The organism is Pseudoalteromonas sp. APC 3495, assembly GCF_030407645.1.
GTDB lineage: Bacteria > Pseudomonadota > Gammaproteobacteria > Enterobacterales > Alteromonadaceae > Pseudoalteromonas > Pseudoalteromonas tetraodonis.
This window is the reverse complement of record NZ_JASDDA010000004.1, coordinates 96,375-122,493: the sequence shown is the minus strand read 5'-3', so window position 1 is coordinate 122,493 and position 26,119 is coordinate 96,375. Positions and strand designations below refer to the sequence as shown.

The 26,119-nt window shown below is 39.2% G+C and carries 27 protein-coding genes and 1 pseudogene; 20 read left to right on the top strand and 8 right to left on the bottom strand.

What is annotated here, in order from left to right; translation table 11 throughout:
• Window positions 1-44 precede the first annotated feature (44 nt).
• The 16 genes from QL984_RS02915 (at window position 45) to QL984_RS02840 (ending at window position 13,644) form a co-directional block, all read left to right on the top strand.
• A complete protein-coding gene (locus QL984_RS02915) occupies window positions 45-656 on the top strand; it encodes a PepSY domain-containing protein (RefSeq protein ID WP_232311327.1) in 612 nt (203 codons plus the stop codon).
• Complete coding sequence (locus QL984_RS02910) at window positions 656-2,488, top strand: 2Fe-2S iron-sulfur cluster-binding protein (protein ID WP_004589257.1); 1,833 nt, start codon at window positions 656-658, stop codon at window positions 2,486-2,488. The genes QL984_RS02915 and QL984_RS02910 overlap by 1 nt, the downstream gene beginning before the upstream one ends.
• A 24-nt stretch (window positions 2,489-2,512) precedes the next feature.
• A complete protein-coding gene (locus QL984_RS02905; RefSeq protein WP_004589258.1) occupies window positions 2,513-2,860 on the top strand; it encodes a copper resistance CopC family protein in 348 nt (115 codons plus the stop codon).
• Between the two features lie 19 nt (window positions 2,861-2,879).
• Window positions 2,880-3,767, top strand: coding sequence for a CopD family protein (locus tag QL984_RS02900; protein WP_024596191.1), 888 nt, complete (start codon window positions 2,880-2,882; stop codon window positions 3,765-3,767).
• A gap of 15 nt (window positions 3,768-3,782) precedes the next feature.
• Window positions 3,783-4,253, top strand: coding sequence for a nuclear transport factor 2 family protein (locus tag QL984_RS02895; protein ID WP_058155251.1), 471 nt, complete (start codon window positions 3,783-3,785; stop codon window positions 4,251-4,253).
• Between the two features lie 27 nt (window positions 4,254-4,280).
• On the top strand, window positions 4,281-6,104 hold the full coding sequence (locus QL984_RS02890; RefSeq protein WP_013465888.1) for a copper resistance system multicopper oxidase: 1,824 nt from the start codon (window positions 4,281-4,283) through the stop codon (window positions 6,102-6,104).
• Complete coding sequence (locus QL984_RS02885) at window positions 6,101-6,961, top strand: copper resistance protein B (RefSeq protein WP_004589262.1); 861 nt, start codon at window positions 6,101-6,103, stop codon at window positions 6,959-6,961. Before QL984_RS02890 ends, QL984_RS02885 begins: the two co-directional genes overlap by 4 nt.
• Window positions 6,962-7,606: 645 nt before the next feature.
• Window positions 7,607-8,029, top strand: a complete 423-nt coding sequence (locus QL984_RS02880) for a hypothetical protein (protein WP_010558026.1) — start codon at window positions 7,607-7,609, stop codon at window positions 8,027-8,029.
• 299 nt (window positions 8,030-8,328) lie between these two features.
• Complete coding sequence (locus tag QL984_RS02875) at window positions 8,329-8,742, top strand: MerR family transcriptional regulator (protein ID WP_008467855.1); 414 nt, start codon at window positions 8,329-8,331, stop codon at window positions 8,740-8,742.
• A 101-nt stretch (window positions 8,743-8,843) separates the two neighbouring features.
• Window positions 8,844-11,087: a heavy metal translocating P-type ATPase gene (locus tag QL984_RS02870; protein ID WP_058155250.1), complete on the top strand. Its 2,244-nt coding sequence runs from the start codon at window positions 8,844-8,846 to the stop codon at window positions 11,085-11,087.
• Between the two features lie 11 nt (window positions 11,088-11,098).
• A complete protein-coding gene (locus QL984_RS02865) occupies window positions 11,099-11,452 on the top strand; it encodes a cupredoxin domain-containing protein (RefSeq protein ID WP_004589267.1) in 354 nt (117 codons plus the stop codon).
• Window positions 11,453-11,461: 9 nt separating this feature from the next.
• On the top strand, window positions 11,462-11,797 hold the full coding sequence (locus tag QL984_RS02860; protein WP_008467859.1) for a DUF2933 domain-containing protein: 336 nt from the start codon (window positions 11,462-11,464) through the stop codon (window positions 11,795-11,797).
• The gene (locus QL984_RS02855; RefSeq protein WP_010558024.1) at window positions 11,790-12,455 is read left to right on the top strand and encodes an isoprenylcysteine carboxylmethyltransferase family protein; all 666 of its coding nucleotides are present in this window, start codon (window positions 11,790-11,792) and stop codon (window positions 12,453-12,455) included. The genes QL984_RS02860 and QL984_RS02855 overlap by 8 nt, the downstream gene beginning before the upstream one ends.
• The gene (locus QL984_RS02850; RefSeq protein WP_008467863.1) at window positions 12,439-12,861 is read left to right on the top strand and encodes a hypothetical protein; all 423 of its coding nucleotides are present in this window, start codon (window positions 12,439-12,441) and stop codon (window positions 12,859-12,861) included. The genes QL984_RS02855 and QL984_RS02850 overlap by 17 nt, the downstream gene beginning before the upstream one ends.
• Before the next feature lie 10 nt (window positions 12,862-12,871).
• Window positions 12,872-13,243 carry a hypothetical protein gene (locus tag QL984_RS02845; RefSeq protein ID WP_008467865.1) on the top strand — a complete coding sequence of 124 codons (372 nt, stop codon included), beginning with the start codon at window positions 12,872-12,874 and terminating at the stop codon, window positions 13,241-13,243.
• A 50-nt stretch (window positions 13,244-13,293) separates the two neighbouring features.
• Window positions 13,294-13,644 carry a hypothetical protein gene (locus QL984_RS02840; RefSeq protein ID WP_004589646.1) on the top strand — a complete coding sequence of 117 codons (351 nt, stop codon included), beginning with the start codon at window positions 13,294-13,296 and terminating at the stop codon, window positions 13,642-13,644.
• A 216-nt stretch (window positions 13,645-13,860) separates the two neighbouring features.
• Here the strand turns inward: QL984_RS02840 and QL984_RS02835 are convergent, their stop codons facing one another.
• Window positions 13,861-14,592, bottom strand: coding sequence for a glutaredoxin (locus QL984_RS02835; RefSeq protein ID WP_008109669.1), 732 nt, complete (start codon window positions 14,590-14,592; stop codon window positions 13,861-13,863).
• Between the two features lies 1 nt (window position 14,593).
• Window positions 14,594-15,115, bottom strand: coding sequence for a DUF305 domain-containing protein (locus QL984_RS02830; RefSeq protein ID WP_008109672.1), 522 nt, complete (start codon window positions 15,113-15,115; stop codon window positions 14,594-14,596).
• A gap of 433 nt (window positions 15,116-15,548) precedes the next feature.
• Here QL984_RS02830 and QL984_RS02825 point away from each other — a divergent pair.
• Window positions 15,549-15,911 (top strand): annotated as a pseudogene (locus QL984_RS02825) (recombinase family protein).
• A gap of 526 nt (window positions 15,912-16,437) precedes the next feature.
• On the opposite strand, the gene cadR reads toward QL984_RS02825, so the two are convergent.
• The gene (gene cadR, locus QL984_RS02820; RefSeq protein ID WP_008109677.1) at window positions 16,438-16,827 is read right to left on the bottom strand and encodes a Cd(II)/Pb(II)-responsive transcriptional regulator; all 390 of its coding nucleotides are present in this window, start codon (window positions 16,825-16,827) and stop codon (window positions 16,438-16,440) included.
• Between the two features lie 79 nt (window positions 16,828-16,906).
• Between cadR and QL984_RS02815 the strand changes: the two genes are divergently transcribed.
• Together QL984_RS02815 and QL984_RS02810 are read left to right on the top strand one after the other, a co-directional pair.
• The gene (locus QL984_RS02815) at window positions 16,907-17,638 is read left to right on the top strand and encodes a transglutaminase family protein (RefSeq protein WP_008464145.1); all 732 of its coding nucleotides are present in this window, start codon (window positions 16,907-16,909) and stop codon (window positions 17,636-17,638) included.
• Entirely contained in the window at window positions 17,625-18,512 is an 888-nt protein-coding gene (locus QL984_RS02810) for a cation diffusion facilitator family transporter (protein WP_290171955.1), read from the top strand. Before QL984_RS02815 ends, QL984_RS02810 begins: the two co-directional genes overlap by 14 nt.
• An 83-nt stretch (window positions 18,513-18,595) precedes the next feature.
• On the opposite strand, the gene QL984_RS02805 is transcribed toward QL984_RS02810, so the two are convergent.
• From QL984_RS02805 to QL984_RS02785, 5 genes are all read right to left on the bottom strand, one after another.
• A complete protein-coding gene (locus QL984_RS02805) occupies window positions 18,596-21,724 on the bottom strand; it encodes a CusA/CzcA family heavy metal efflux RND transporter (protein ID WP_024602003.1) in 3,129 nt (1,042 codons plus the stop codon).
• 10 nt (window positions 21,725-21,734) lie between these two features.
• Window positions 21,735-22,631, bottom strand: a complete 897-nt coding sequence (locus tag QL984_RS02800; RefSeq protein WP_290171954.1) for an efflux RND transporter periplasmic adaptor subunit — start codon at window positions 22,629-22,631, stop codon at window positions 21,735-21,737.
• A gap of 70 nt (window positions 22,632-22,701) precedes the next feature.
• Window positions 22,702-23,994 carry a TolC family protein gene (locus QL984_RS02795; protein WP_290171953.1) on the bottom strand — a complete coding sequence of 431 codons (1,293 nt, stop codon included), beginning with the start codon at window positions 23,992-23,994 and terminating at the stop codon, window positions 22,702-22,704.
• A gap of 73 nt (window positions 23,995-24,067) precedes the next feature.
• Window positions 24,068-24,364, bottom strand: coding sequence for a hypothetical protein (locus QL984_RS02790; protein WP_232007049.1), 297 nt, complete (start codon window positions 24,362-24,364; stop codon window positions 24,068-24,070).
• Window positions 24,365-24,449: 85 nt separating this feature from the next.
• Window positions 24,450-25,349: a cation diffusion facilitator family transporter gene (locus QL984_RS02785; protein ID WP_002962256.1), complete on the bottom strand. Its 900-nt coding sequence runs from the start codon at window positions 25,347-25,349 to the stop codon at window positions 24,450-24,452.
• A gap of 509 nt (window positions 25,350-25,858) precedes the next feature.
• Between QL984_RS02785 and QL984_RS02780 the strand changes: the two genes are divergently transcribed.
• A complete protein-coding gene (locus QL984_RS02780; RefSeq protein WP_016899212.1) occupies window positions 25,859-26,104 on the top strand; it encodes a helix-turn-helix domain-containing protein in 246 nt (81 codons plus the stop codon).
• Window positions 26,105-26,119: the final 15 nt, after the last annotated feature.

Sequence of the window (26,119 nt, the reverse complement as noted above, 5' to 3'; positions counted from 1 at the left end):
TACAATTCCTCTTCTGGTCTATTACAGGCGTGTATATGGTGACTATGGATATTCACTATATACACGGCGAAACCTTGGCTAAGAGTGAGGAAGCCAAAATAGATTTAGCAAGTATGGATTACTCCATTGTAAAGCTAGCTGCGGATTATCCTAAAGCTAGCCAAGTTACACTTACTCAAAGTATGGGCCGTCCTTTGTATTCTTTTATTAATGGAGAAAATGGAAAAGTAGCAATAGATGCTAAAACTGGAGCTGTTCAGGCACTTGTAGATGAAATCAAGGCTAAAGAAATCGCACAATACCATTATGCGCTGAATCATCAAATCGACAGCGTAAGGTTGATTAAGTCAGCGACAAACTTGCCTGCTGAGTTGTCCCCAAGGCATTTACCTGTTTGGAGAGTGACGTTTGAGCAATTCTCCACACCGACATTTTATATAAGTCAACAAACAGGATCACTTGTTGCCAAGCGTCATGATTACTGGCGATTGTTTGATTGGATGTGGCGGTTCCACATTATGGATTACTATGATGGAGAAAACGTATCTAACTGGTTTTTGTTCTTGGTCGCAACTCTAGGTCTAATGGGAGCAATTACTGGCGCAGTATTGACTTATTACCGAGTGCTTTCCCCAAATAAAAAGGGAGTCATTTGATGCGACTATTTAAGTTAAATACAACGATACACAAGTGGCTTTCTTTATTTGTTGGTTTACAACTGCTTATTTGGTTGGGAACGGGCCTTTACTTCAATTTGATGGATCACAGTAAAGCCAGTGGTAATGAACTTAGAGTTCATTCTCATCATGAAGGTAGCATTACAGGCTTTGACCTATTCCCTATTAAAGACATTACTAGTAATGCTCCGCAGGAAGTAAACCTTATATGGGTTTTACATCAGCCTTACTATCATTTTGTGTTCGATAAGGGGCAGCATAGCTATCAAGAACGCCACTCAAAGCTATTTGATGCTGTAACAGGAAAGCCATTTAATTTGTCTGAAGAACAAGTACTAACTTTGGCAAAAAACTCCTACTCAGGACAGGGTAAGTTAACTACTCCAGTGTTATCTCAACCTCCGTTTTCTGATCACGTAAGGCAGCAAAATCCTATGTGGCAAGTTGCCGTTGAGGATGAGAACAATACAACTATTTATTTAGATAGTATTACAGGTCAAGTACTTCGCCATGCCAATGATGATTTCAGATTGAAAGATCTGATGATGAAGCTTCACTTTATGGACTATGGCAATTCTGGAGGATTTAACCATTGGTTGATCATTGCATTTGCTTTTGCAACGCTATTCCTTTCAATTACTGGTGTTACTTGGCTGATACAACAGTATCGAAGTGGTTTACTGAAGCTAGGTTGGGGCACTAACAGGCAAAAAGTGGCAGTGACGTTTTCCAATGAAAATACTATTACTGACATCTCAGCAGTTGGTCGCTCAACTGTACTAGAAGGGCTAGCTAGTTCACATGTATACCTTCCTTCAGGTTGCGGTGGTGGCGGTACTTGTGGCAAATGCGTGTTCTTAAGTTCAACTAAATTACCTATCACACTATCTGAACAGGAACATTTATCTCAGGAGCAACTTAAGGAAGGTTATCGGCTTGGATGTCAGCATAGGTTCTCTGAAATTAGTTCGATTGAAGTTAATACTGATCGCAATATTGAAAATCATGAGCTAGTTGTGGTTGCGACTAATTTCATTACTCCTTTTATCAAGGAAGTGAAATTTAAGCTGAAATCAGGCAAACAGTTGGCATTTAAAGCTGGTGCATATATGCAATTTGATGTGCCAGCAGGGATGAATAGCTTACGTCCAGATGATATGCCAGAGTGCTATGAAAAATACTGGGATAGCTACTATCATGGAAAATTTTCTCATAACGGTGTAACTCGCCACTACTCATTAGTTAACTTTGACGAGGAGTCTGATGAGTTAATGTTTAATATCCGTTGGCAGACCGCAAAGAATGGTTTTAAAGCAGGAATAGGTTCAAGTTATTTAGGTTCACTCCAAGTAGGTGAAACGATAACTGCAAAAGGCCCTTTTTCTGATTTTTATGCCACTTCAAATAAAAAAGTTAGTCGCGTGTTTATTGGTGCGGGTTCAGGACTTGCACCACTGAGGTCTATTATTTTTGAACAGTTGAAAAAGCATAAAGATAAAAGTGGTTTGACTCTTATCTATGGTGCGCGAACTGAAGATGACTTGCTATACCATAATGAATTGAAGTCACTGAGTGAGAAGCATAAAAACTTCTCTTATATCCCTACTCTTTCTAATCCTTCAGAAGAATGGCAAGGGCACTCAGGCTATGTTCAAAAAGTACTTCTGCCGTATATGAACCAAAAATCAGAACTGCTTTTGGCTGAGTTTTACTTGTGCGGTCCAGAAGCAATGATGAGTGAAGTGGAAAAAATAATTACAGATGCTGGGATTCCAAGTAATAAAATTTTCAAAGATAAATTTAGTCGTTAATCCATTAAATAAATAGAGGTATATATGAAAACATTAATTAAATTTTTAACCGTAATCAGTGTCGTTTTTAGTAGTGCGGTATTTGCGCATGTGCATCTTGAAAAAAGTGTGCCTGCTGATAATGCAATGCTAATGAATCCTCCAGAAGAGTTAACTTTGGTGTTCACCAAAGAGGTACGGGTTGTAAAAGTTTCATTGGCCAATAAACAAGGCGAAGAATTTAAATTTGGATTCGAGCCTTCTAAAGTCGCTACTAGCAAATTTACATGGAAACTACCTAAATTAGCTCCTGCAAACTATGCTGTGGATGTAACCTTCTTAGGTAACGATGGTCATAAAATGAAACATAGCTTCGGCTTTATGGTTCACTAAAATAGGCGGTGTGATTGATATGGAAATGTATATCTGGAATACAGTCATTGTACTGTCAAAAATTGTATTTTACGTCGGCTTTGCCTGTATTGCTGGTTATACATTTTTCAGGCAAATATTTGAGAATAATGAATCTCATACTAATGCTGTAATAGCGAATTTAACGTGGACAAGAACTTATATAGTTATGGCTTTGATCGCTAATATTACTTGGTTCTTTGCCAGTACTGGTGCAATGGCAGAAGAGGGAATTCAGGGGGCGATAGACGCTGATATATTGGCTATTATGTGGGACTCCTCTGTCGGCACTGGAGCTTTGCTTCGAGCGCTTGGGCTAGTTACCGCAATAATCGCTTTAGCTTTAAGGTTCAAACTCGCTGTGAACTCGTACTTAAAACAAAGCGCTTTAATGTTGAGTTTATTAATCCTTGCATACTCATTCACGTTACTGGGTCATATTTCTGAGTTAGGCACAATTGAAAAAGGCTTGCTTATTTTGCATGTGCTCGTTATGGCATGGTGGTTTGGGGCGTTATTGCCACTAAAACAGGCTTGCCATCAGCTAAGTTATGCAGAACTTCATTTGCTGATGGAAAGCTTTGGCAAACAAGCAAGTTTTACATTGAGCCTATTGTTGGTAGCAGGCCTCTGGCTCGTGATTCAATTGGTCGGAAGTCTTGATGCACTAATAAGCTCAAGTTACGGACAAACACTGTTGTTTAAATTGGCCCTTGTAGTGTCTATTTTGGCACTTGCTGCTAAACATAAACTAATACTCGTTCCACAACTTAAAAATAGTCAAGGCAGAGAGGCTTTATCTAAATCTATCTCGATAGAAATGGTAGTAGCTTTTGCCATTTTATCTGTAACGGCTGGGCTTACTAGTGTTGTTGGCCCTGCAAATTAAAACCTAAAAGAGAAAATGAAAATGAAAACAATAAATATCCTACTCGTTTTATTAATGACGTTTAGTTTCGCAGCAAACGCTCATGGTGATAAGAATAAAGACAAAGGATTGTTTAAAGGTGTAGATACACCAGCCGCAAAAGTTGTTTTGGCATTTCATCAAGCACTTGAAACTGGCAATCAAAAACAGGCTAGAGCGCAGTTAGCGGATGATGTCATCATTTTCGAGGGAGGCCGCGTTGAAAGGAGCGCTGATGAATATGCTCATCATCATATGTTGTCGGATATGAAGTATTTAGCAGCGATGAAGAGCGACACACTTGAACATCAAGTGACGATACTTGGAAATACAGCTATCTCTGCCTCGCGTAGTCAAACTAAAGGTACTTACAATGGTGAAGAACGTGATTATCAAGGGATGGAAACAATGGTTCTCGAAAAGCAAAACGGTGAATGGAAAATTAAGCACATTCATTGGTCACACTAATTTATTGGTCAAACCTCGGAGAGTAAAATGAGAATTAAAGATCCATTACATCAAATTTCTACACCGCGTAGACGCTTTGTACAAGGTTTAGCTGCTGGCGGTATATTAGCTGCTTTTCCAAGCATTCTTCATGCTGCTTCATCTTTAGTGGCTGGAACAATAACAGGTACTGTGCCCGAACTAAGTGGAGAAATAATAGATCTGGTGATAGATGAGTCACCCGTAAACTTCACAGGTGTTGTAAGAATGGCTACAACAATCAATGGCTCAATACCAGCTCCTACCTTGCGCCTCAGAGAAGGTGATGACGTTACTATCAGGGTAACTAATAAATTATCAGTGCCGAGTTCAATTCATTGGCATGGGATCATTCTTCCGTATCAAATGGATGGCGTACCGGGTATTAGCTTTAAAGGTATAATGCCGGGTGAAACCTTTGTTTATAAATTTAAGCTGCAACAAAGCGGCACATATTGGTATCACTCACACAGTGGCTTTCAAGAAATGACAGGTATGTACGGCGCATTAATTATTGAGCCAAGAGAAAAGGATATTATTAGTGCTGACAATGAGCATGTTATCCAATTGTCTGATTGGACTGATGATGACCCAATGGATTTGTTCCGCAAGTTAAAAGTACAGAGCGATGTATTTAACTTTAATCAACCTACTGTTCCAGAGTTTTTTGATGACATTTCAAATAGCAGCGTTTCAAATGCGCTACAACGCCGGGAAATGTGGAATAAAATGAGAATGAACCCTACAGATCTTGCAGACTTATCAGCATCTGCAATGACTTTTTTAATGAATGGTTGTGCGCCTTTGACAAACTGGCGTGGAATGTTTAAAGCTGGCGAAAAGGTTAGGCTTAGATTTATTAACGGTTCTAGCAATACGTTTTTTGATGTAAGAATACCTGAGCTGAAGTTAACAGTTGTACAAGCTGATGGACAAAATGTTGAACCTGTGACAGTAGATGAATTTAGATTTGGTCCCGGTGAAACTTATGATGTACTTGTCGAGCCAAAAAATGATGCATATACGATTTTTGCACAAAGCATGGATCGCTCAGGTTATGCTAAAGGTACTTTATCAATGGCACCTAATATTGATGCACCAGTACCTGCTCTAGATCCCGTTGAATGGTTAACGATGACAGATATGATGGGGAATATGGCCCAAGGTGGTGAGCATTCCGCGATGGCAGGTATGGCAGACATGTCGGGCATGAATTCTAATAAAATGGATCATAGTGCAATGGGTCATGGAGCGATGGCAATGGATCATAGTAAACATGGAATGACTAAAAACCCATTAGCTGTTGCTAGCACTAAAGTGCGTCATGCAAAAACAGAGTATGGAGCTTCTGTTGATATGCGTGTTGATATGCCTAGAACAAACCTTGATGATCCCGGTATAGGTTTACGTAAAAATGGACGCCGTGTTTTAACACTTGCAGATTTACATTCTCTTGAGGGAATTACAAACCAGCAAGAGCCAGAGGCTGAAATTGAATTACATTTAACTGGAAACATGGAGCGTTATAGCTGGTCATTTGATGGCTTGGAATTTGGAAAAAGCACGCCAGTTCACATGAAGCATAATCAACGTTTAAGAGTTATTTTACAAAACGATACAATGATGACACATCCCATGCACCTGCATGGTATGTGGAGCGATTTGGAGAATGAAAAAGGTGATGTACAGGTTCGTCGCCATACTATCCCTGTACAACCAGCGCAAAGAATTAGTTTTTTAACAACACCTCATGACGTAGGTCGCTGGGCATGGCATTGCCATTTATTATTCCACATGGATGCAGGTATGTTTAGAGAGGTAGTTGTATCATGAAAAAATTAATACTAACCAATACGTTAAGACTATTATTAATAGGTTTGCCCCTTATAAGTGTATCTGTATCTGCAAAAGATGAGATGACTGAGATGGGTGATTCTAAAATGCAAGCACAAGGTGGAGATGCACCTAAAGATGCTAGAGACCCCCATGCTTATGCAGCAGGTACAACTTTGACTGAAGGTCCTTATGCACTCAGTAGCGACAAACGACTGACTTTGGCAGATGAGCATTCATTTTACGCGCTACTAGGGGATCGTCTTGAATATAATGAGCAAACAAACGCAGGTGTTTTTGACTTTCAGGCATGGTATGGCACTACTTTTGATAGATTAGTCATCAAAACTGAAGGAGATTTTAGCGAAGGTAATTTAGAGGAGAACCAAACAGATTTTCTATGGGGCCACGCAATATCTGCTTATTGGGATACACAAGTCGGTATTCGACTTGATTACAATAACGAAGGTGAAAACCGCAAATGGCTAGCTTTTGGTTTACAAGGTCTAGCCCCCTACTGGTTTGAAATTGATATGACTGCGTATTTAGGAGAGCAAGGTAATAGTGCATTTTCGATCGAAGCTGAGTATGAGCTATTACTTACTCAAAAGTTAATTGTTCAACCACGAGCAGAGTTGACGCTTTACGGTAAGGATGACGTCCAAAATAACCTTGGTAGTGGCTTGTCTAGCAGTGCTATTGGTTTTCGGGTTCGTTATGAGTTTACCCGCCAGTTTGCTCCCTATGTTGGCGTTGAGTGGACAAATAAATTTGGTAATACAGCCGACTTTGCGAAGTTAAATGGGCAAAGTACTCGTGATACTGCTTTTGTTGCAGGTATCAAGTTCTGGCTCTGATATGAAGAAATACTATATTGACTTGATGAGAGCTACCGCAACTATATTGATGGTAGCTTTCGTTTTTTGGGATTTAAACCATTTTAGTTATGTTAGGAAAGGCCTAGCTAATAGTTTTTTTGGAAAGAACTAAGAGCAGTAATAGTAAGCTACTTCTTGTTTTCAATCGGTGCCAGTCTGGTGTATACCTATCAAGGTGGAATATCAGCTAAGAAGTAAAGTTGGCGAATGGTTAAGGTTAAAGAGTCAAGGCAAAAAACATCGCCATTGAAAGACGTACAATAGGCCATTTTATCACTTTTGATGAACGGGAATTGGATGTGCCCGGGATAGAACCGATTGTTGCAAAGTACTGCGCTTAAAGCTGAACAATTGGAAAAATGATCCATTACTCAATACCTAGTTATGAGCGTAGGGTTTTTATTTCTTTTAATGGTGCTCATGCTTGGCTTCAATCTCATGAGTATAAATTAGACACCCCTTTTATACTTGTGAAGTTAAAGCTGTTTAAAAAAGTAAAAAGTAAAAAGTAAAAAGTAAAAAGTAAAAAGTAAAAAGTTTAGGTTTTAGTTCAAAGGTTGATCAAGATCATAAAATTATTTTTATAAAGTGGCTAATATTGTAAGTGATAAATAAGGAATTAAAATGTTTGGACTTTTCAAGTGGTTTAAAATAGTGGTAATTACTCTGTTGCTTACGCAGCATGGCTTTGCTATTGCTAAACCAATGAATTGTGAAGAACATCAAAATGGATCTTCCGACACGCATATTATACAACCAAGCAAAAATATGCATCATCAATCAATGAATGACAATAGTCACTATCACACTGAAAATTCGCAAGATTCTAAAAACCGTCATGGTGATGAAGACTGTGAAAAATGTAAAGCTGGTGATTGTGTTTGTTGTGAAGGCGGTTTTTGTACAAGCTTTCATTTAAATGCCTATCTTGTGGAAGCGCAAGACGAAGGTATTTGCAATATTCATTCTGAGCTAATTCTACAGCGTATACCCCTACCAAAATCTGGTATCCATCTCTTACTTTATCGTCCACCAATTATTGGCTAATCACGGGATCAGTGCGCCTTTTTTTCGCCAGTCCCATCAAAAATAAAACGATTTACTGATTGGTTTAAATTACCAACCGTTTTGAACAATTAGCACAATATTTTTTGGAGGCATGATGAACATGCTCAAACTATTGCTATTTACAGTACTTAATGCTGTCGATTTTGACCGAGATTTCTCTTTTACCAAAAAATTAGTTTTTAGCTTATTCACTAGAATTAGTACTTGACCTGTGTCTTAGACACAGGTCTAAGCTGAAGATGAGAGTACAAACTTAGCTAAAAAACTGAGGAGTGAATATGAAAGTTGCGGAGCTGGCAAAAAGCCTTGGAACGACTGCTGATACGGTGCGCTATTACACCAGATTAGGATTGTTAAAACCTGCTAAGTCAGTGAACGGCTACAAGTCATACTCGAATAAAGAAGTATCGAGACTTAAATTCATTTTAAGTGCCAGAAACCTTGGTTTTTCCGTTGCAGATATCAAGGAAATTATTAATGAATCTGAAGATGGTAAAAGTGCGTGCCCATTAGTCAGAAGCCTGATCAAAGAGCGGCTTGAAGAAACAGAAAAGCAGTTTCAAGCAATGTTGGCACTTCGAGGAAAAATGTCTTCTGCGCTTTCTCGATGGGAAGAAATGGAAGACAAAGCACCGACTGCAAACATGGTTTGTCATCTCATCGAAAACTTTGAGCAAATTAAAAAAGCATAGGAGGAAAAAGGGTGGCTACTAACACAAATATAAAAACTGAATCAGGCTGTTGCTGTCAGGCAAAAGCTCAATCCTCTTCGTGTAAAAGTAAGGAGAATACGTTGGAGAAAGTATCACATAACCAACAGCTTATCATTGAAGGTGCTGGGTGTGCTAGCTGTGTAGGCAAAATTGAAGGGGCGTTGAAGGCAACTCTTGGAGTCGTCAGTGCGGAAATGAATTTTGCTGATAGGACAGTAACAGTTTATGGGACAGCTAAAACAAAAGAGTTGATCAAAGCTGTTGAGTCAGTGGGGTATAACGCGAAGCCAATTGATGATAGCTCAGCAACAGATGCGCTTGATGAGAAAGAGGCTGCGGATTTTGCATATTACAAAAAGCTAATGCGCGATACGTTTATTGCCCTTTCACTCGGCGTTCCTTTGATGATCTACAGCATTGTAGTTGGAGAAATGACGGTTGAAACAAACCTTGAACGAATTTCTTGGTTGGTTGTAGGCATTTTAACTTTTGGTGTTATGTATTTTTCAGGCAAGCATTTCTATGTAGGAGCATGGAAGAGCTTCAAAAATCATTCAGCCAATATGGACACCCTAATTGCTTTAGGAACAGGCACGGCTTGGTTGTATTCGATGGTTGTCGTGTTTGCACCTGACGCTGTTCCATTGATGGCACGGCATGTTTATTTTGAAGCTACCGCCATGATCATTGGCTTAATTGATTTAGGTTTAGCATTAGAAATCAAAGCCAGAGGTAAAACCTCTGAGGCCATTAAACGTCTTATCGGCTTGCAAGCCAAAACAGCAACCGTGGTTCGTGACAACAAAGAAGTTCAGATAGGTATTGAGCAGGTTTTATTTAACGATATTGTGAAGGTAAAACCGGGTGAAAAAATTCCCGTCGATGGCGTGGTATTGGAAGGACACACCTCTATTGATGAGTCCATGCTGACAGGCGAACCTATGCCTGCTGAAAAAGCTGAAGAAGATGAGGTTGTCGCAGGTACTTTGAACAAATCAGGCATGATTTTATTTAGAGCCACACGCGTTGGTAAAGACACGGCGCTTGCACAGATCATCAATATGGTGAAACGAGCACAAAATTCGAAACCGCCGATTGGCCGTTTGGCCGATGTTATTTCAGCTTTTTTCGTACCTGTCGTGATGATCACCTCTGTGTTAAGTGCGCTAGCATGGCTTAACTTTGGACCTGAGCCAGCCATTGCTTTTGCCATCGTTTCAGCAACTACTGTGCTTATTATTGCCTGCCCGTGTGCTTTAGGCTTGGCAACACCCATGTCTGTCATGGTGGGAGTAGGAAAAGCAGCAGAAGCCGGAGTGCTTATTCGCAACGGTGAGGCACTGCAAACCGCCTCTAAAATCACTGCCATGATTTTAGATAAAACGGGCACTATTACTGAAGGGGCACCTAAGGTAACCGATATTATTTTAGCAAAAGCTACTGACGAAAAAGACGTACTACAGCTTGCAGCAAGTTTAGAAAGCGGCTCAGAGCATCCTTTAGCGCAAGCGATTGTTGAAAGTGCGTTAGATCAGGATATTGAGTTACTAAAAATTGAAGCCTTTAACGCCATTACGGGTTTTGGTGTAGAAGCAAGCTGCAACAACAAAGCCCTGCTTTTCGGAAACGATAAACTAATGAAGTTAAAAGGCATAGACCTCACAGGCTTTGTTGAACAAGCACAGTCTTTAGCCAAAGAAGCCAAAACACCTATGTACTTTGCTGTAGATGGTGAACTTGCAGCAATCATTGCTGTTGCAGATCCTATCAAGTCAGACTCAATCTCTGCTATCAAACGGCTTCATGCTAATGGTATACGCGTCATCATGTTAACGGGTGATAACAAGGAAACCGCTGCCGCCGTAGCTAAAAAAGTGGGTATTAGTGAGTTTCTTGCTGAAGTGCTGCCAGAAGATAAAGCCAACAAGGTGAAAGAGCTACAAGAAGGCGGCGAAATTGTTGGTATGACAGGAGATGGCATCAACGATGCTCCTGCGCTAGCGTTAGCCGATGTTGGCTTCGCCATAGGCACAGGGACTGATGTAGCTATCGAAAGTGCTGACATTACCCTAATGCGTGGTTCACTTCATGGCCTTGCTGATGCCATAGCGGTAAGCAAAGCTACTTTACGAAATATCAAACAAAACTTGTTTGGCGCGTTTGTCTATAACGTAGCCGGGATTCCTTTTGCTGCGGGGGTTCTATATCCCTTCTTTGGCATTCTGCTTAGCCCTGTAATTGCAGGTGCTGCAATGGCGTTTTCGTCATTGACTGTAGTGTCAAATGCAAATCGACTTCGCTTTTTTAAAGCAAAAGAGCATTAAGGAGAATCACAATGATGGTTATTAACTTATTAGGCTTAATGTTAATCGCGCTGATTGTTTGGTGGTTTTGGCTATATAAACCCAATAAAACAATCGTTCAAGGTAATGAAGTACTCATTGAAGTGAGGGATGGTGTGTATTCCCCATCCTCAATTCAGGTGTCTGCTAGCCAACCTGTCACTCTGAAGTTTATGCGCAAAGATCAATCCCCCTGCGCTGAAACAATGCTTATTCCTTCATTGGATATAAGCGAACAGCTTAAATTAAATGAAATTACTCAAATTACCCTATTGAACTTATCACCGGGAGAGCATGAGTTTCACTGTCAGATGCAAATGTATCGCGGTGTCTTAAAAGTCGTTTAGGAGGGCAATATGAAAAATCAACACCCTAATTTTTGGTCAACACCTACAGGCTGGGCTGCACTGGCACTTATTGCCGCAGTGACCTACTTCTTAGTGCTTGAGCATGGTCAACATATGCTGCAATTTCTTCCCTACTTGATTTTATTGCTATGCCCCTTGATGCACGTATTTATGCATGGCAGTCATGGTAAACATGGTCACGATCATTCACATGCGCCTGATGAAAAAAAGGAAGAGAGCTTTCAAGAACTCACGGATAAAAATGCAGCCTATCGCGATGGCTACATACAAGGGTTAGAAAAGGCACGTAAGGAATCACATAAAAAGGAGAGCAGTGATGAATGAAACATATGATTATGACTTATGGTCAATGGTGATACTGAACTCAGCAATTTTTATCTTTTTTGCCTTTAGTTTTGTCAAACCAAAAACATCAACTGATTGGAGAAGTCTAAGCGCGTTCTCTGCCTTTATTGTTGCCCTATTTACTGAAATGTATGGCTTTCCTTTAACTATCTATTTTCTGTCGGGGTGGCTGACGGAGACCTATCCAGAAGTAAATTTCTTTGCGCATGAAAATGGGCATTTATTACATACTTTCTTTGGATTTCAAGGTGATGCCCATTGGGACCCATTTCATATAGTGAGTATGGTGTTAATTGTTGCAGGTTTCTTTATGTTGTCTTCAGCATGGAATGTATTGCATCACGCGCAAAAACATCATCAATTGGCTACAACTGGATGGTATGCAAGGTGTCGCCACCCACAGTATGTAGCTTTCATTCTAATCATGTTCGGCTTTTTATTGCAGTGGCCGACAATCCCAACACTTGCGATGTTTCCGATCTTAGTCGTTGTTTACGTCAAGCTAGCGAAACGCGAAGAAGCACAAGCGATTGCTGAGTTTGGTTCGGAGTACCACAGGTATATGGAATCGACACCAAGTTGGATCCCAAATTTTAATAAAAGTGTAGAAGGTAAAAATCATGAAAACGTTAACTAAATCAATTTTATTTATTAGTTCACTACTTATAACCACTAGCTCATTTGCCCAAAACAATGAGCATAAGCATGAAGGTGCGAACAAAGCTGATATGCATCAAGGCATGGCAATACCACATGAGAACATGGGAGAAATGCACAAAAAGATGATGGAAATGAAAAAGGAAGTCCATGCCATTAAAACTGAAAAAGATCCTGAAAAGCAACAGCAGATGATGGTTGAACATCACCGTTCAATGATGAAGATGATGCAATCCATGCACAAAAACATGGAAGAAATGCCAATGCATCAACAAATCAAGATGGCTGAACATCATTTAGAAATGATGGGGAACATGATGCCGCAGATGAACCGTAAAATGGAAGAAATGAAAGATAGCAATCAACAGCATTCACACAAACATTAGGAGAAAAATTATGAGCGATTTAAATCATAGAGTTGGCGTTAAAGAGCAAAATTTAGTTGTTCGAAACCTAAAGCTTAGCAATGTCACAGAAGAAAGCTGTGACGAGTTAGTAAAAGAAATAGATCAGCTTTTTGGTATAGATGAAGTTAGTTACAACATCAAAGAAGGTGAAATACACCTTGCCTATGATGCCGCAAACGTAAGCCTTGATGGGATTGAGGAGGTAATCCGTAAGTATGGCGCAGATGTTCATGATGATTGGTGGACACATACTAAAGAAAGTTACTATAAATTTGTTGATCAGAACATCAAAGATAACTCTGTTCATAAGCCTTGGAGTTGTCATCAAGCACCTTCGGGGGCTGGCCGGAAAAACAAATGAATTCATAAAAAAGTGTATAGATAATTAGTTAGTCAAATGAGGTAACAGTGATGAAAACACCCTATATAAAAGCTCTTTTATTGCTTACATTCGGTTTATATTTAGTGGGTTGTTCCAATACCACTTTTTATCATAAATACATGATGAGAGGTCAGGTAGTAGAAAGTTCTGATAATCGAACTCTAATCTGTATTGGTGCTAAGCATGGCGCAGAGGTTGGGCAAAAATACAGTGTTATTAGATTCCATGAAAGAATAGTATTGAGTGAAGGTGAAGATCCCTACACTATCGAAAAGGTAGGAACGGTACAAATTACTAAAATTGTGAATGATCATTTCGCAACTGTAAAGCTAGTGTCTGGTGACATTGCAGCGAAAGATATGGTGGAACTTGAAAACTAATAAAGTGGTGGCGAAAGCCACCACAAGAGCATAACAATAAAACTTAATGAAAAAACTTTAGTGTTATTTTGTACAACCTTTGAGATTGTTTGCTCAGTTCTGGTTATCTTGATGCCAGTACGACAGAAAAAATGTTACATATGAATTAGAAAGGTGTGGGCTGGCATCCTAGGTCTAATCTTAACAGTTAAGGGGCCGCCGAATAGAGCTATACCTTTACATCAGCAGCATAATCAATGCTCCCGCGATCATAAATAAGTTTTCAGATAGCGATACAAATCCAAGTGGCACACTGCTATCGCCGCCTACACAGGCACACTTTAACTGGCGTTTGTCGATGTAAACGGCTTTGAAAACTGAAATTGCTCCAACTGTGCCGATAAACAATGAAAATGGTGCCACTGCGAGAGGCTGTAGTTGGGCAACCATACCAATACCTGCATATGCTTCAATGAAGGGATAAATATAACCATATCTTATCCATCTCATCGCTAGTAAATCATAAGTAATAAACGAATTTGTGAAACTGTATAGGTCTTTCAGTTTTTGCACCGCTAAGAGCGTCATTGAAAAAGCTATAAATAGCATCAGTGTTCTGATGGAGATAAATGAGCCGGAAGCAAAATGTTGAGATGCGACAGCAAGAAGTGCAGCTATCGAGAAAATGGCTACAACGGGCGTGTAGGTTGTGCCAGTTTGACCTGCTTCATCTTTACCAAAATACTCTCTTAAGTCATCGTATCCTCCGACACGCTTTCCTTCAATAAAGGTTTGTGGCGTAGTTTTGACATCATGCTTAGCTTTGAAGTCATCAGCTTGTTGTCTTGACGTGAGCTTATGATCTTCTACATCATACCCTTGCCTCTCCAGCAAATCTTTCGACCTTAAACCATAGGGGCAGATATGTTCGTCAGTGACCATTCTGTACAGGGTAGCTGTCTTAGTCATCTTAGTCTCCTTTGTTCAGTGTGCCTTCAAACTTTGGGAGCGGTCGTTGCTCAGCCTGAGCTTGTGAGCTGACCTTTCCATTTTCAGAAATATCTTTAATCAGCCATTCCATTTCTTTTATTTCTTTTCGTTGGGCTTTAATAATACCATTTGCCAATTCACGCACGCGTACATCCTCCAAAGTTGAATGCTCACTAGTAAGAATAGCAATGGAGTGATGAGGAATCATCGCTTTCATGTAAGCAGTGTCAGAAATTGTGCTTTGAGAGCGAACAAGATAAAGACATATGGCAAACAGTATTGTCGCCAATAGAAAAATAGCCATGTTGAGCTTCTTGTTACTGTACATGCCAAGCATAAAGGCCAGCATGATCATTGCCATACCTGCTCCCATATACAACGCCATATAGATACGCGTTTCACTAAACCATATATGTGATACTGCGTAAGTGTTGAGATACATCATGACAAACATAGCAATGGTTGAGGTGATGATCATTGCAGCAAATCTTGAGTATTTCATAAGTAATCCTTACATTGATAGTGTAAATATTTCCCACTGTTAGCCTATTATTCTCTACATGTGGTCATGTTCTCGAAAAAGTGCAAGTAATGAGCCAGTATCAATAAGAGTATTTGTAATACGATTGACTCAATTTCAGCTTATATCTAAAGTTTAAGTTTTGAACTTATGATAGACACAGGCTAAATTGGCTTTAGTTAACAATCTAATGGGAGAACTCAAAGCACTACAAGCTGAGCTTCAACAAATGGCAAGCTCGTGTACAAGTGAAGCGTGTGAAATAATTAAGTCACTTTATAGTTAGAATTGTCATTCATTTTCTATCCGTAGTGTACGAATTTCTATTTTTTATTACGTTCATGTACGAAATTTATTTAATATACTTTCGTTCATTTAATTGTTAAGGTGTGCGAAAGTTACAGGTTTCGTATATATGAAAGTTGGTTTTGCAAGAGTTTCAACTAAAGAACAAGATTTAAATGTTCAACTGTCCAAGTTGGACGCTCAGGGCTGTGAAAAAATATTCCAAGGCAAACAGTCTGGTGCTTCGATTCGAAATGAAGAAAAGCTTTAGGAACTCATCGACTTTATCAGGGAAGGTGATGAAGTTATTGTTACTCGCCTCGACCGTTTGGGACGGTCGTTAAAATCTATTCTTGAGGCAATTGAAAGCATCCATAAGAAAGGTGCTTGTTTGAATATTATCGACGGCTCTCTCAATACCAAAAATGATAATCCGTTTGCCACTGCCATGATCAACCTATGTGGAGTATTTGTGACTGTGCATAATGATTGAGATTGATCTCATTTTAGACTGAAAGGTTTTAAAGGGATGCCGCCAATCTCTCTTTTTATGAAAGTATGATTTTTTAATCATAATATCTGAGACTCAATCAGTTATATTACGATAATTTGATGCTATTTGCTAACGGCAGCTCCTCCGACATTGCGGACATTAGCATCAATGAATACCTTATGACTTCACTTAGCCAAAAGCGGAAGTTAGCTTTTGAGTTATTAACGAAAATTCAGAGTGTAAAGCAGACGTTGAAGAGTCAATAATAAACTTCAATTTAAACACTCTAGTGCATTAACGGCTGCAACTAATTTTGTCGTTCTAGAATTGGCGGAATTTTGCTGTTCCATATGAGAAGTAAACACACCAGTCACCATTCAATAGTTTGGCAAAACCTTGTGTGACTCATACTTGTGATACCGCTGACATGAATTTGTCAGCATTTCTTCCGTTTTTATCTGTCCACATTTAGGACATGCAGTAGTCGATTAATGTTCTATATTCTGCCCGTATGCCTCTAACAGAGTTAACTATCTAGTGACTTAATGATCCCGCATGCTTCAATAGTATTGTTCGAACCACAAGCACTAGCCATCTGTTGTAATTCAGCTTTAAGCGCCCTTAATTCTTTCATGCGTTTATTCACTAGTGCAAGTTGCTGATCAATTAATGCATTAACGCTAGAGCAGCTTTCTTCTGGCTTATTTTTTAATTCGATAAGACGTTTAATATCATTGAGTGATATATCTAGGCTGCGACAATGTTTTACGAACTCCAATTGTTTAAGTGCTTTACTATCATACAGCCTGAAATTACCTTCTGAACGGTTTGGATTTAACAGTAATCCTTCTCTTTCATAATATCTAATTGTTTGTATAGAACAGCCCGATTTTTTAGACAATTCGCCTATTTTCATCAATTTCCCCCAGACATTTGATTCTATAGTTACTATAGAGTCTGTAGTATAAGTATGCAACGAAAAGGATATATAAAAAATGACCGAGAAATATTTAAACAATACGAATATCGTTAATTTTGAACACAAAGATATCCAATCCCTGATCGATCAGCGAGGATGGCAAAGCTTAGACGATTTCAACAAAATTGGAGCAGCATACCAATTTGTGAAAGATGAAATAATGTTTGGCTATAACAAGAGTGATGATATAGCAGCAAGCGATGTACTAGCAGATGGTTATGGGCAATGTAATACTAAGGGTAATCTGTTAATGGCGCTATTGCGTGGACTAGGTATCCAGTGTCGTTTCCATGGTTTTACCATTGATCAGCAATTACAAAAAGGGGCTATACCTAGCTATGTATTTTGGTTAGCACCTAAATACATCATTCATAGTTGGGTAGAAGTTTATTTCGATGGACGCTGGATAAACTTAGAGGGCTTTATATTGGATGAGCAATACTTAAGCTCACTACAGCAGAAATTTAGCCAAGCAAAAGATGACTTTTGTGTCTATGGTGTTGCAACAAAGTGTTTCTCTTCACCAAACACAAATTGGTGCGGCCAAGATACCTATATTCAAAAAGAAGGTATTCATGACGACTTTGGGCTTTATGATTCCCCTGATGAGTTTTATCTTGAAAAGGGTACTAATTTGTCGGGAGTAAAACGTTGGATGTATCAAGGTGTGATTCGCCATTTGATTAATATGAATGTATCAAAAATTAGAAATACAAAAGCACTGGAGGTACAAAATGCACAACCATAGTCACAGTCATCAGCATTCTAAAGATGATCGTATTGGTTGGGCATTTTTTCTGAATGTGACATTTACTATTATCGAATTTATAGGTGGTTGGCTCACTAACAGTACTGCGATAATGGCAGATGCAGTTCACGATCTTGGTGATAGTCTTTCAATAGGTTTTGCGTGGATTTTAAGTCGTTTTTCAGATAAAGAAGCATCAGATAGGTTTAGTTATGGTTATCGTAGACTTACTCTCTTTGGCGCATTGATAAACAGTATTGTTTTAATCATTGGCTCAATTTGGATTTTATTTGAAGCAATTCCAAGGCTGTCCAATCCTGAAATGCCTGTAGTCGAGGGGATGTTAGGGCTAGCGATACTCGGCGTTGCCGTTAACGGATATGCTGTATTAAAATTAAAAGCGGGTGAAACATTAAATGAGAAAGTGCTGACATGGCACCTTCTTGAAGATGTACTTGGATGGGTTGCCGTTCTTATAGTCTCTATCGTACTGTTGTTCGCTGAACTGCCGATATTAGATCCCCTTTTATCAATAGGGTTCACGCTGTTCATCTTGTTTAATGTTTTCAAAAACCTGAAATCAACACTCGTTTTATTTCTTCAAGCTGCACCCGATAAAGAGACTCAAAAGCGTATTAAACTATCACTAATGGAATTTCCTGAAGTTAATGGTATCCACCACATGCACTTTTGGTCACTAGATGGTGAAAGTCACGTTTTAACAGCGCACCTTGAGCTGAGTGACAACTTTGACGTTAAAGAATTAATTAGGCTTAAACAAGAAGTTGCAGCTAAATTATCTTCCTATCATTTATCGCATACAACGATAGAGTTTGAGTTTTTAAATGAAAATTGTCGGGATGAAGCGCAGTAAGCTTTATCAATAAAATGTTGGGCATACAATATAAAAAGCAGCTTAATTAGGCATAACCTAGTAATTAAGCTGCTTTTTTGTTTTTAAATTTCGTCAGATTGCTGTTTACTACTCTCAGCGCCATGCGCCCATTGATATAAAATAGGCAATACAAACAAAGTTAAAATTGTAGAAGATACAATACCGCCGATAACAACTGTTGCTAGTGGTCGTTGCACTTCTGCACCAATTCCAGTGTTTAACGCCATTGGAATAAAACCTAAACTTGCGACCAGTGCCGTCATTAAAATAGGTCTTAAACGAATGATGGCACCTTCAATGATCGCTACGTAAAGGTCGCCTTTTTCATGCCAAAGATCTCGAATAAAAGCCAACATAACCAAGCCATTTAATACGGCAACACCTGACAATGCTATGAAGCCGACACCTGCCGAAATAGATAAAGGCATGTCTCTTAAATAAAGAGAAATTACGCCCCCAGTTAATGCTAACGGTACACCACTGAAAATGATCAATGCATCTTTTAATGAACCAAATGCAATAACCAAAATACCTAAGATAACAATTAGTGTGATCGGCACAACTAAGCTTAATCTTTTACTCGCTGACTCTAGCTGTTCAAAGGTTCCGCCATAATCAAGCCAGTATCCTGCTGGAATTTCTCCTTCCTGATTAATTTTAGCTTTCACTTCTTTGACAAAACCGCCTAAATCTCTACCACGAACATTGACGGTAACCACAACTCTTCTTTTACCTCTCTCACGGCTAATTTGAGCAGGTAAAGACTCAGATTTAAGCTCTGCAACTTCTTCAAGTGGCACATAGTTACCATTCTCAAGTGGAAGCGGCAGATGCTTCAAGCTATCGATATCCGTTCTTATTTGCTCCGGTAGACGAACAACTAACTCAAATCGTCTGTCTCCTTCATAAATGATCCCCGCAGATTCACCGCCAATTGCAGTAGCAACCCAGTCTTGCAGTTCGGTAACGCTCAAACCATACCTACCAAGCGCTTCTCGTTTAGGAATTACTGATAAAGATGGAACACCTGTGACCTGTTCCATTCGGGCATCAGCAGCACCGTCCACGGTTTTCACTATATTTAGAATATCTTTTGCGGTGAGTAATAACCGATCCAAATCATCACCAAATATTTTGATGCCGACATCAGCTCTAACGCCAGAAATCAATTCATTGAAACGCATTTGAATAGGCTGAGTGAATTCATAGTTGTTGCCCGGAATGTTTTTCAGTACCTCTTCCATTTCTTCAACTAATTCACTCTTTGGCTTTGAAGGTTCGGCCCAATCTTTACGTGGTTTTAAAATAACAAAGATATCAGCAATACTCGGTGGCATTGGGTCAGTTGCTACTTCTGGTGTGCCGATGCGCGAGAATACTTTATCAACTTCAGGAAACGCTTTAATACGTTGCTCAAGTACTTCTTGCATTTCTACTGATTGCTCTAGGCCAGTCGATGGAATTCTTAATGCCTGTAGTGCAATATCACCTTCATTTAATTGAGGAACAAATTCTGTCCCAAGCGTAGTTGCTAACCAAAGGCTATACCCCATTAACAGCGTTGAGAATGAAACAATAATCCAACGAAATTTCATCGCCATTTTTAACAATGGTTCATAAATAGACTTGGTTGAACGAATAACTACACTTTCTTTTTCGCTGATTTTACCTTTCATAAACACAGCTACAGCAGCAGGAACCAGTGTAACTGAAAGGATCATTGCGGAAATTAACGCCATAACGACAGTTGCCGCCATAGGGTGGAACATTTTCCCTTCAACGCCAGTTAGCGTGAAAATGGGGATGTAAACAACAGTGATAATTGCCACACCAAACAAGCTTGGACGTATCACTTCTGAAGTGGCTTCAAAAACGGTATTTAGGCGTTCTCTTAAGTCTTGCCTATGACCGTTGTGTTGGGCCTGTGCTAACCTACGGACAGAGTTTTCAACGATGATTACAGCCCCGTCCACTATCAAGCCAAAGTCCAATGCGCCGAGACTCATTAAATTGGCAGATACTCCTGCTTGCACCATACCTGTGATTGTCATTAACATGGAAATAGGGATAACAGCAGCGGTAATGAGAGCTGCACGTAAATTTCCAAGTAGAATAAATAACACAACAATAACTAAAAGCGCACCTTCAACGAGGTTTTTGGTAACGGTTGCAATCGCTTTATCTACTAACGTTGTTCTGTCGTAAACAGGCTCTGCGGTAATGCCCTTTGGCAGAGATTTTTGTATTTCGCTGAGCTTATGTTCCACTTCTAAAGCAACGGTGCGAGAATTCTCACCAATCAGCATCATGGTTGTACCAAGCACTGTCTCAATGCCATTACGAGTAGCAGCCCCTGTTCTAAGTTCTTTGCCTATAGCAACATTGGCAACATCACTTATTTTTACAGGAATACCATCGTTCTTTTTGATGATGACATTGAGGATCTCATCTATTGTCGCTAGTTGCCCAATGGAGCGTACTAAAACTTGCTGTCCGTTTTGTTCGATATAACCTGCGCCACGGTTGTCATTGTTTTTACGTAATGCATCAGATATTTCTTCAAAGGTTACCTGATGAAAAAGTAATTTTTCGGGTTTAGGCGTTATGTGATATTGCTTGTTGTAGCCGCCGATACTGTTGACCTCAATGACGCCTTTAACTTGAGCCAATTGCGGTTTAATGATCCAGTCTTGTATTTCTCTTAAGGCAATAGCGGTATAAGGCTCTCCATTAGGCATTTTAGCGTCAGGAGAAGCTTGTACGGTATACATAAATATTTCGCCAAGCCCTGTCGAAATAGGACCCATTTCTGGCTCTAAGCCAGAGGGAATAACGCCTTTTATCGCAGCTAATCTTGCATTGATTAAGTTGCGAGCAAAATAAATATCGGTTCCCTCTTCAAAGATAACGGTTACTTGAGATAATCCATATCTTGACAGGGAGCGGGTGTGAGACAGCTTTGGCAATCCGGCTAAGGCGGTTTCTACAGGAAAGGTCACCCTTTGTTCCGCTTCCAAAGGTGAATAACCGGGGGCAGAAGTGTTTATTTGTACCTGCACGTTTGTTATATCTGGAACAGCATCAATGGGAAGTTTTTGATAACTCCACATGCCAACGCCGATGATTACCATCAGCAGACTTAATACTAAATAGCGTCTATTTATTGCAAGACGCAAAATTGATTCAATCATATTGCGTCTCCTAATCGTCGTCTTCTACTTCAGATTTCAAAATATCCGCTTTTATCAGATAACTGTTTTTGTTTACATATTCAGCGTCTTTACTGAGGCCATCAATGACCTCGATATAGTTTTTGTCTGAACGACCAAGGACAAGTGGTGCAAACTCGTACTCTTCATTTTCTTTTACAAAGACACCTAATTGTCCACCTAGCTCTTGTATGGCAACTTTCTCGACCGCTAAATCCACCTCAAATTGGTTTATCTTTACGTTGCCTTTTAATAATTGACCTGACGTTAGCTTTAACTCAGTGTTGTTTAATCGTACCCGTGCTAAAACATAAGGCTGATCTTTAGCTGGAATAATATTAGTGATGACTGAACTGAATGCGTGTTCACCTTGCTCAATATCAACATGCTGACCGACTTTGATTTGATTATATTGGCTGGTAAACACCTTAAATTCAGCCCACAAGGTGTCAAATTTGACGATTTCAAACAAGCTAGTGTTTTGCGTGATACCGCCAATATTTCCATTTCGCTGTAAAACAGTCCCAGAAACAGGCGATGTTATTTTATAGGTATTTAAGCTTTCATTAGATTCAATAACGGCTAATAGATCGCCTTTTTTTACCTTATCACCAACAGTGGAGTTAATTGTCTTTATAACGCCGTTATATCTAGCGCCAACTTGAAATAATTGTTCAGCGCCTATCGTCGTAGCGCCGTATACAGGGATAGTTTGGTTCAACGTTTTTGAAGCTAAATAGGCTGTTTCAACACCAACCTTTTTTGCCATGTTATTGTCGATTTTGCTTATGCCTTCTTCGCCTTCATGTTCATCTTCACTAGCGAAAACACTTTGAATGGGTGACAAATACCCAATAAAAATCAATAGTGCGAGTAAATAGTTTTTCATTTTGAATTCCTAAACGATTCAGTTAATAACTGAATCAATAAATTGTTATTAAACTTAAAGTGATGTTTATTTAGAGTGACAGCGCTTCGTTTGTTAGTTTTTCTATCTCTGCGCCATAAATTAGGGCAGCAGATGCCGCATCAATGAGGGTTCGCCGAGCATTTAACAGCTCTTGTCTAGCCGATACATAATCAAGATATCCATATCGACCTTTTTGATAGGCGTCTTGAGTATCTTCCAGTGCATCTTCAAGCATTGGGATAACCGACTGCTTTAATGAATTAGCTGTTAATATGGCTTGTTTTCTATTGGAGTATGCTCGTAGTAAGTGATTTCTAAATCTTAACTTAGTCGCCTCTTTCTCTATGGCAACTTGGTCACGCTCTGCTAGCGCACTAGCGATTGCGCCAGAATTTCGCTTTTCAGCAAACAAAGGTAAGCTAAAGCCAGCGACCAGTGCCGTATCATTGGCTTCTTGAGAGCGCCTAACACCAACAGACCATTTGATATTGGCCGTTGACTCTGTTTTAGCCAACTGTAACTCGGCCTCTTTTAGTCGCTGCTCACTTGCATAAACTTGAATAGCAGGGTTTTTCTCTAATTTCGCAAAGAGACTACTAAAATCACTATCATTGCCAAACTGAAACAGATCTCCAGTTACTCTAGAGAATGACACTGATGTTTCTCCCCAGTAAGCTGATAAAGAAAGCTTTAGATATTCCAAGCGCTTTTGTTCAGATTGAAGGGTGAGGTTAGCCTGAGCAATAACTGCTTTTGAGCGTTTCACTTCAGCCTCAGGAGTAGCACCTGCGCGGTTACGCTGAGATACAATCTCTAAGGTTTCTTGTGCTAAGCTCAATGCATTATCTGCCAATATCACTCTTTGTTGGGCTGCAAGTACTTCCACGTACTTCTCAGTGACTTGAGCCATTAAATTAAGCGCAGAGACTTCTTTCTCAGCATTGAGTAGTGCTCTTGATTTTGAAACAAGTCCAATCCGCGCTGAGCGTTTATCTCCCATTTCGATAACCGAAGATAGAGCGACTGTTAATTCAGCACTGTCGAATGCATTAAATTCACCTGAGCCTGCAAAGTTCTCAGCTTCAACTTCTAGTTCATAAGCAGGATTTAAACTTGCTGTTTGTTCTTGTCCTGTTAATGCGGTTTGTTTGAAATCAAATATTTTGAGTTCAGGATTTTGTTTAAGCGTCCACTGAATTGCCTCTTGAAGGTTTAACTGCTTCTCAAAGGCATAAACATTAAATGTAAAAAGTGACAAAGCGAGAAACGCGATATATTTAAGCCGAGGTGTTACACACCTTAAAATTGCTATCTTGCGATGCACACAGGTATTAAGTGCCATGTATACTTTCCTATAAATTTATATGTGATATTTAGGTCATTAACATTTGACCTTTCTTAATTTTCTATAAAATTTAGGCGTACTTAGGTGGGCGGAATGGCACCGAGATATAGCCTTTTAGCTCAGGGGAAACTAAGGCGTAGGTAGGGAAATATTCTATTGCTTGTAAAATATTACAAGAAGAATCTGTATTTAAAAATAACTGACAGCAGCAACAAAAATTACAATTATCAATTAAAGTTTGGCTATTACCCTCCTCAAATAAATTAGAGCTTTCAGGAGCTTTTAGCGGGGTAATAGACTCAGTTAGTGATATATTAAAAGAACTTTCAATTAAGTTTCCTTCAATCTCTTCTTGCGAAAAAAACACAGACTGCACCGCGATTAAAATCATTATCACGTATGATATATATGGTTTAAAATATGACGGGTGCATTCTTTTAACTACTTTCTACTTAAGACTTTAGCTGTAAGATGCGGCGAGCACCGTTTAAAACGACAACAGCAATAATCAAACCAATCACTAAATCTGGATAACGGCTGCTAGTTACTGTAACTAATAAGCCAGCTAAGATTACACCTACGTTTGCGATTACGTCATTTGCGGAAAAAATCCAACTCGCTTTCATATGAGCGCCGTCTTCTTTGTTGCCAAATATTAAAAACAGACAAGCAATGTTAGCGATTAGTGCTATTCCACCAAATATCATCATTAAAGAAGAGATAGGTTCACTACCGTAAATAAAGCGTCTTACGACTTCACTCAAAGCACCTAGCGCTAGAATAATTTGAAGTACACCAGATATATGTGCCGCTCTAAGTTTCATGCTTATGCTTTTACCGACAGCATATATAGCTAAACCATAAACAGCAGCATCAGCAAACATATCTAATGAGTCGGCAATAAGGCCAGCAGATTGCGCAATAATCCCAGCAATTACTTCTATAAAAAACATGACTCCATTAATGGCTAACAACCATTTTAGCGTTGATGCTTCTTTCATCTCATTTTTTTGGGCTAGATCTTTTGCTTTTGCAGCTTCGGTGCTGCAACTTTCTTTAGTTGATGCCAACTCTGCACCGAGATTGAGTTGTTGTAATTTTTTTGTTATCTCATCTAAATTTTCATCATGAAAAACCTTGACTAAACGGCTAGGAATATCAAATTGCAACCCAACTGAAGGCTCAATTGAGTCAAGTGCTAACCTAATCAATCTCTCTTCTGAAGGACAGTCCATTTGAGGTACTTTAAATGTACTGACAAACGCGCCACTATAGTTATCTAATTGTGTATCAATTTTTACATCTTCATTGGTAGAAGATGATTGACACTGACCACTACATTTTTCTGACATATTTAACATTCCGAAACAATATTAAAATAAGTATAAAATCTATAGTGGCTATAGAGTCAAATAAAAAGTTATTTAATTTGAAAAGATTGGGAAGTAACTCAAATAGCTATTCCAAGAAAATAATTGTTGGGGGGTAGTGACAGCAAACACTGCTAACATTATTTGGACTGCCCGTTTTATACCGATGTTTATCAAAGATAAAAAATAGAAGAGCTATCTAGATAGAATAAATTAACCGATGATCCTAATTCCACATTAAAGTCGCGTTGGTGTGTTACTAATTGTACAGAGGATCTAAAACAAGATTTAAATTTAAAAGTAAGAGCAACGACTATATTGTTGGAACACTTGTCATGAGATACGCTAAGCCTAATGTCCGGTTTCGTATCAAAGTGAATTTTAGCTGAAGTAATTTTGTACCATCGTTTACGACTGCTTCAGGCTCAAATCTGACGAAGATTTCCTAGTACTCACCCAATCTGGCTTGATGAGAAATAATCTCAAACATTATGCGTAGCCACATATTCGCTCAACTTGAGCGGGATCTTATAAAAGCCAGAACCACAGAAGGTCGTGAAGAGGCTAAAGCTAAAGGCAAACACATGGGCAGATTGCCTGCTTTATCAGACAAACAAGCGAAAGAATTATATAAAGATAAATTAAATGGTGAATCGATCTCTGCATTAGCGAAGAAATATTCTGTTAGCCGCCCCACGGTTCACCGAATTATTGAAAGAATGGAACAAAAGAAATAATAAATAAAAGGAGAC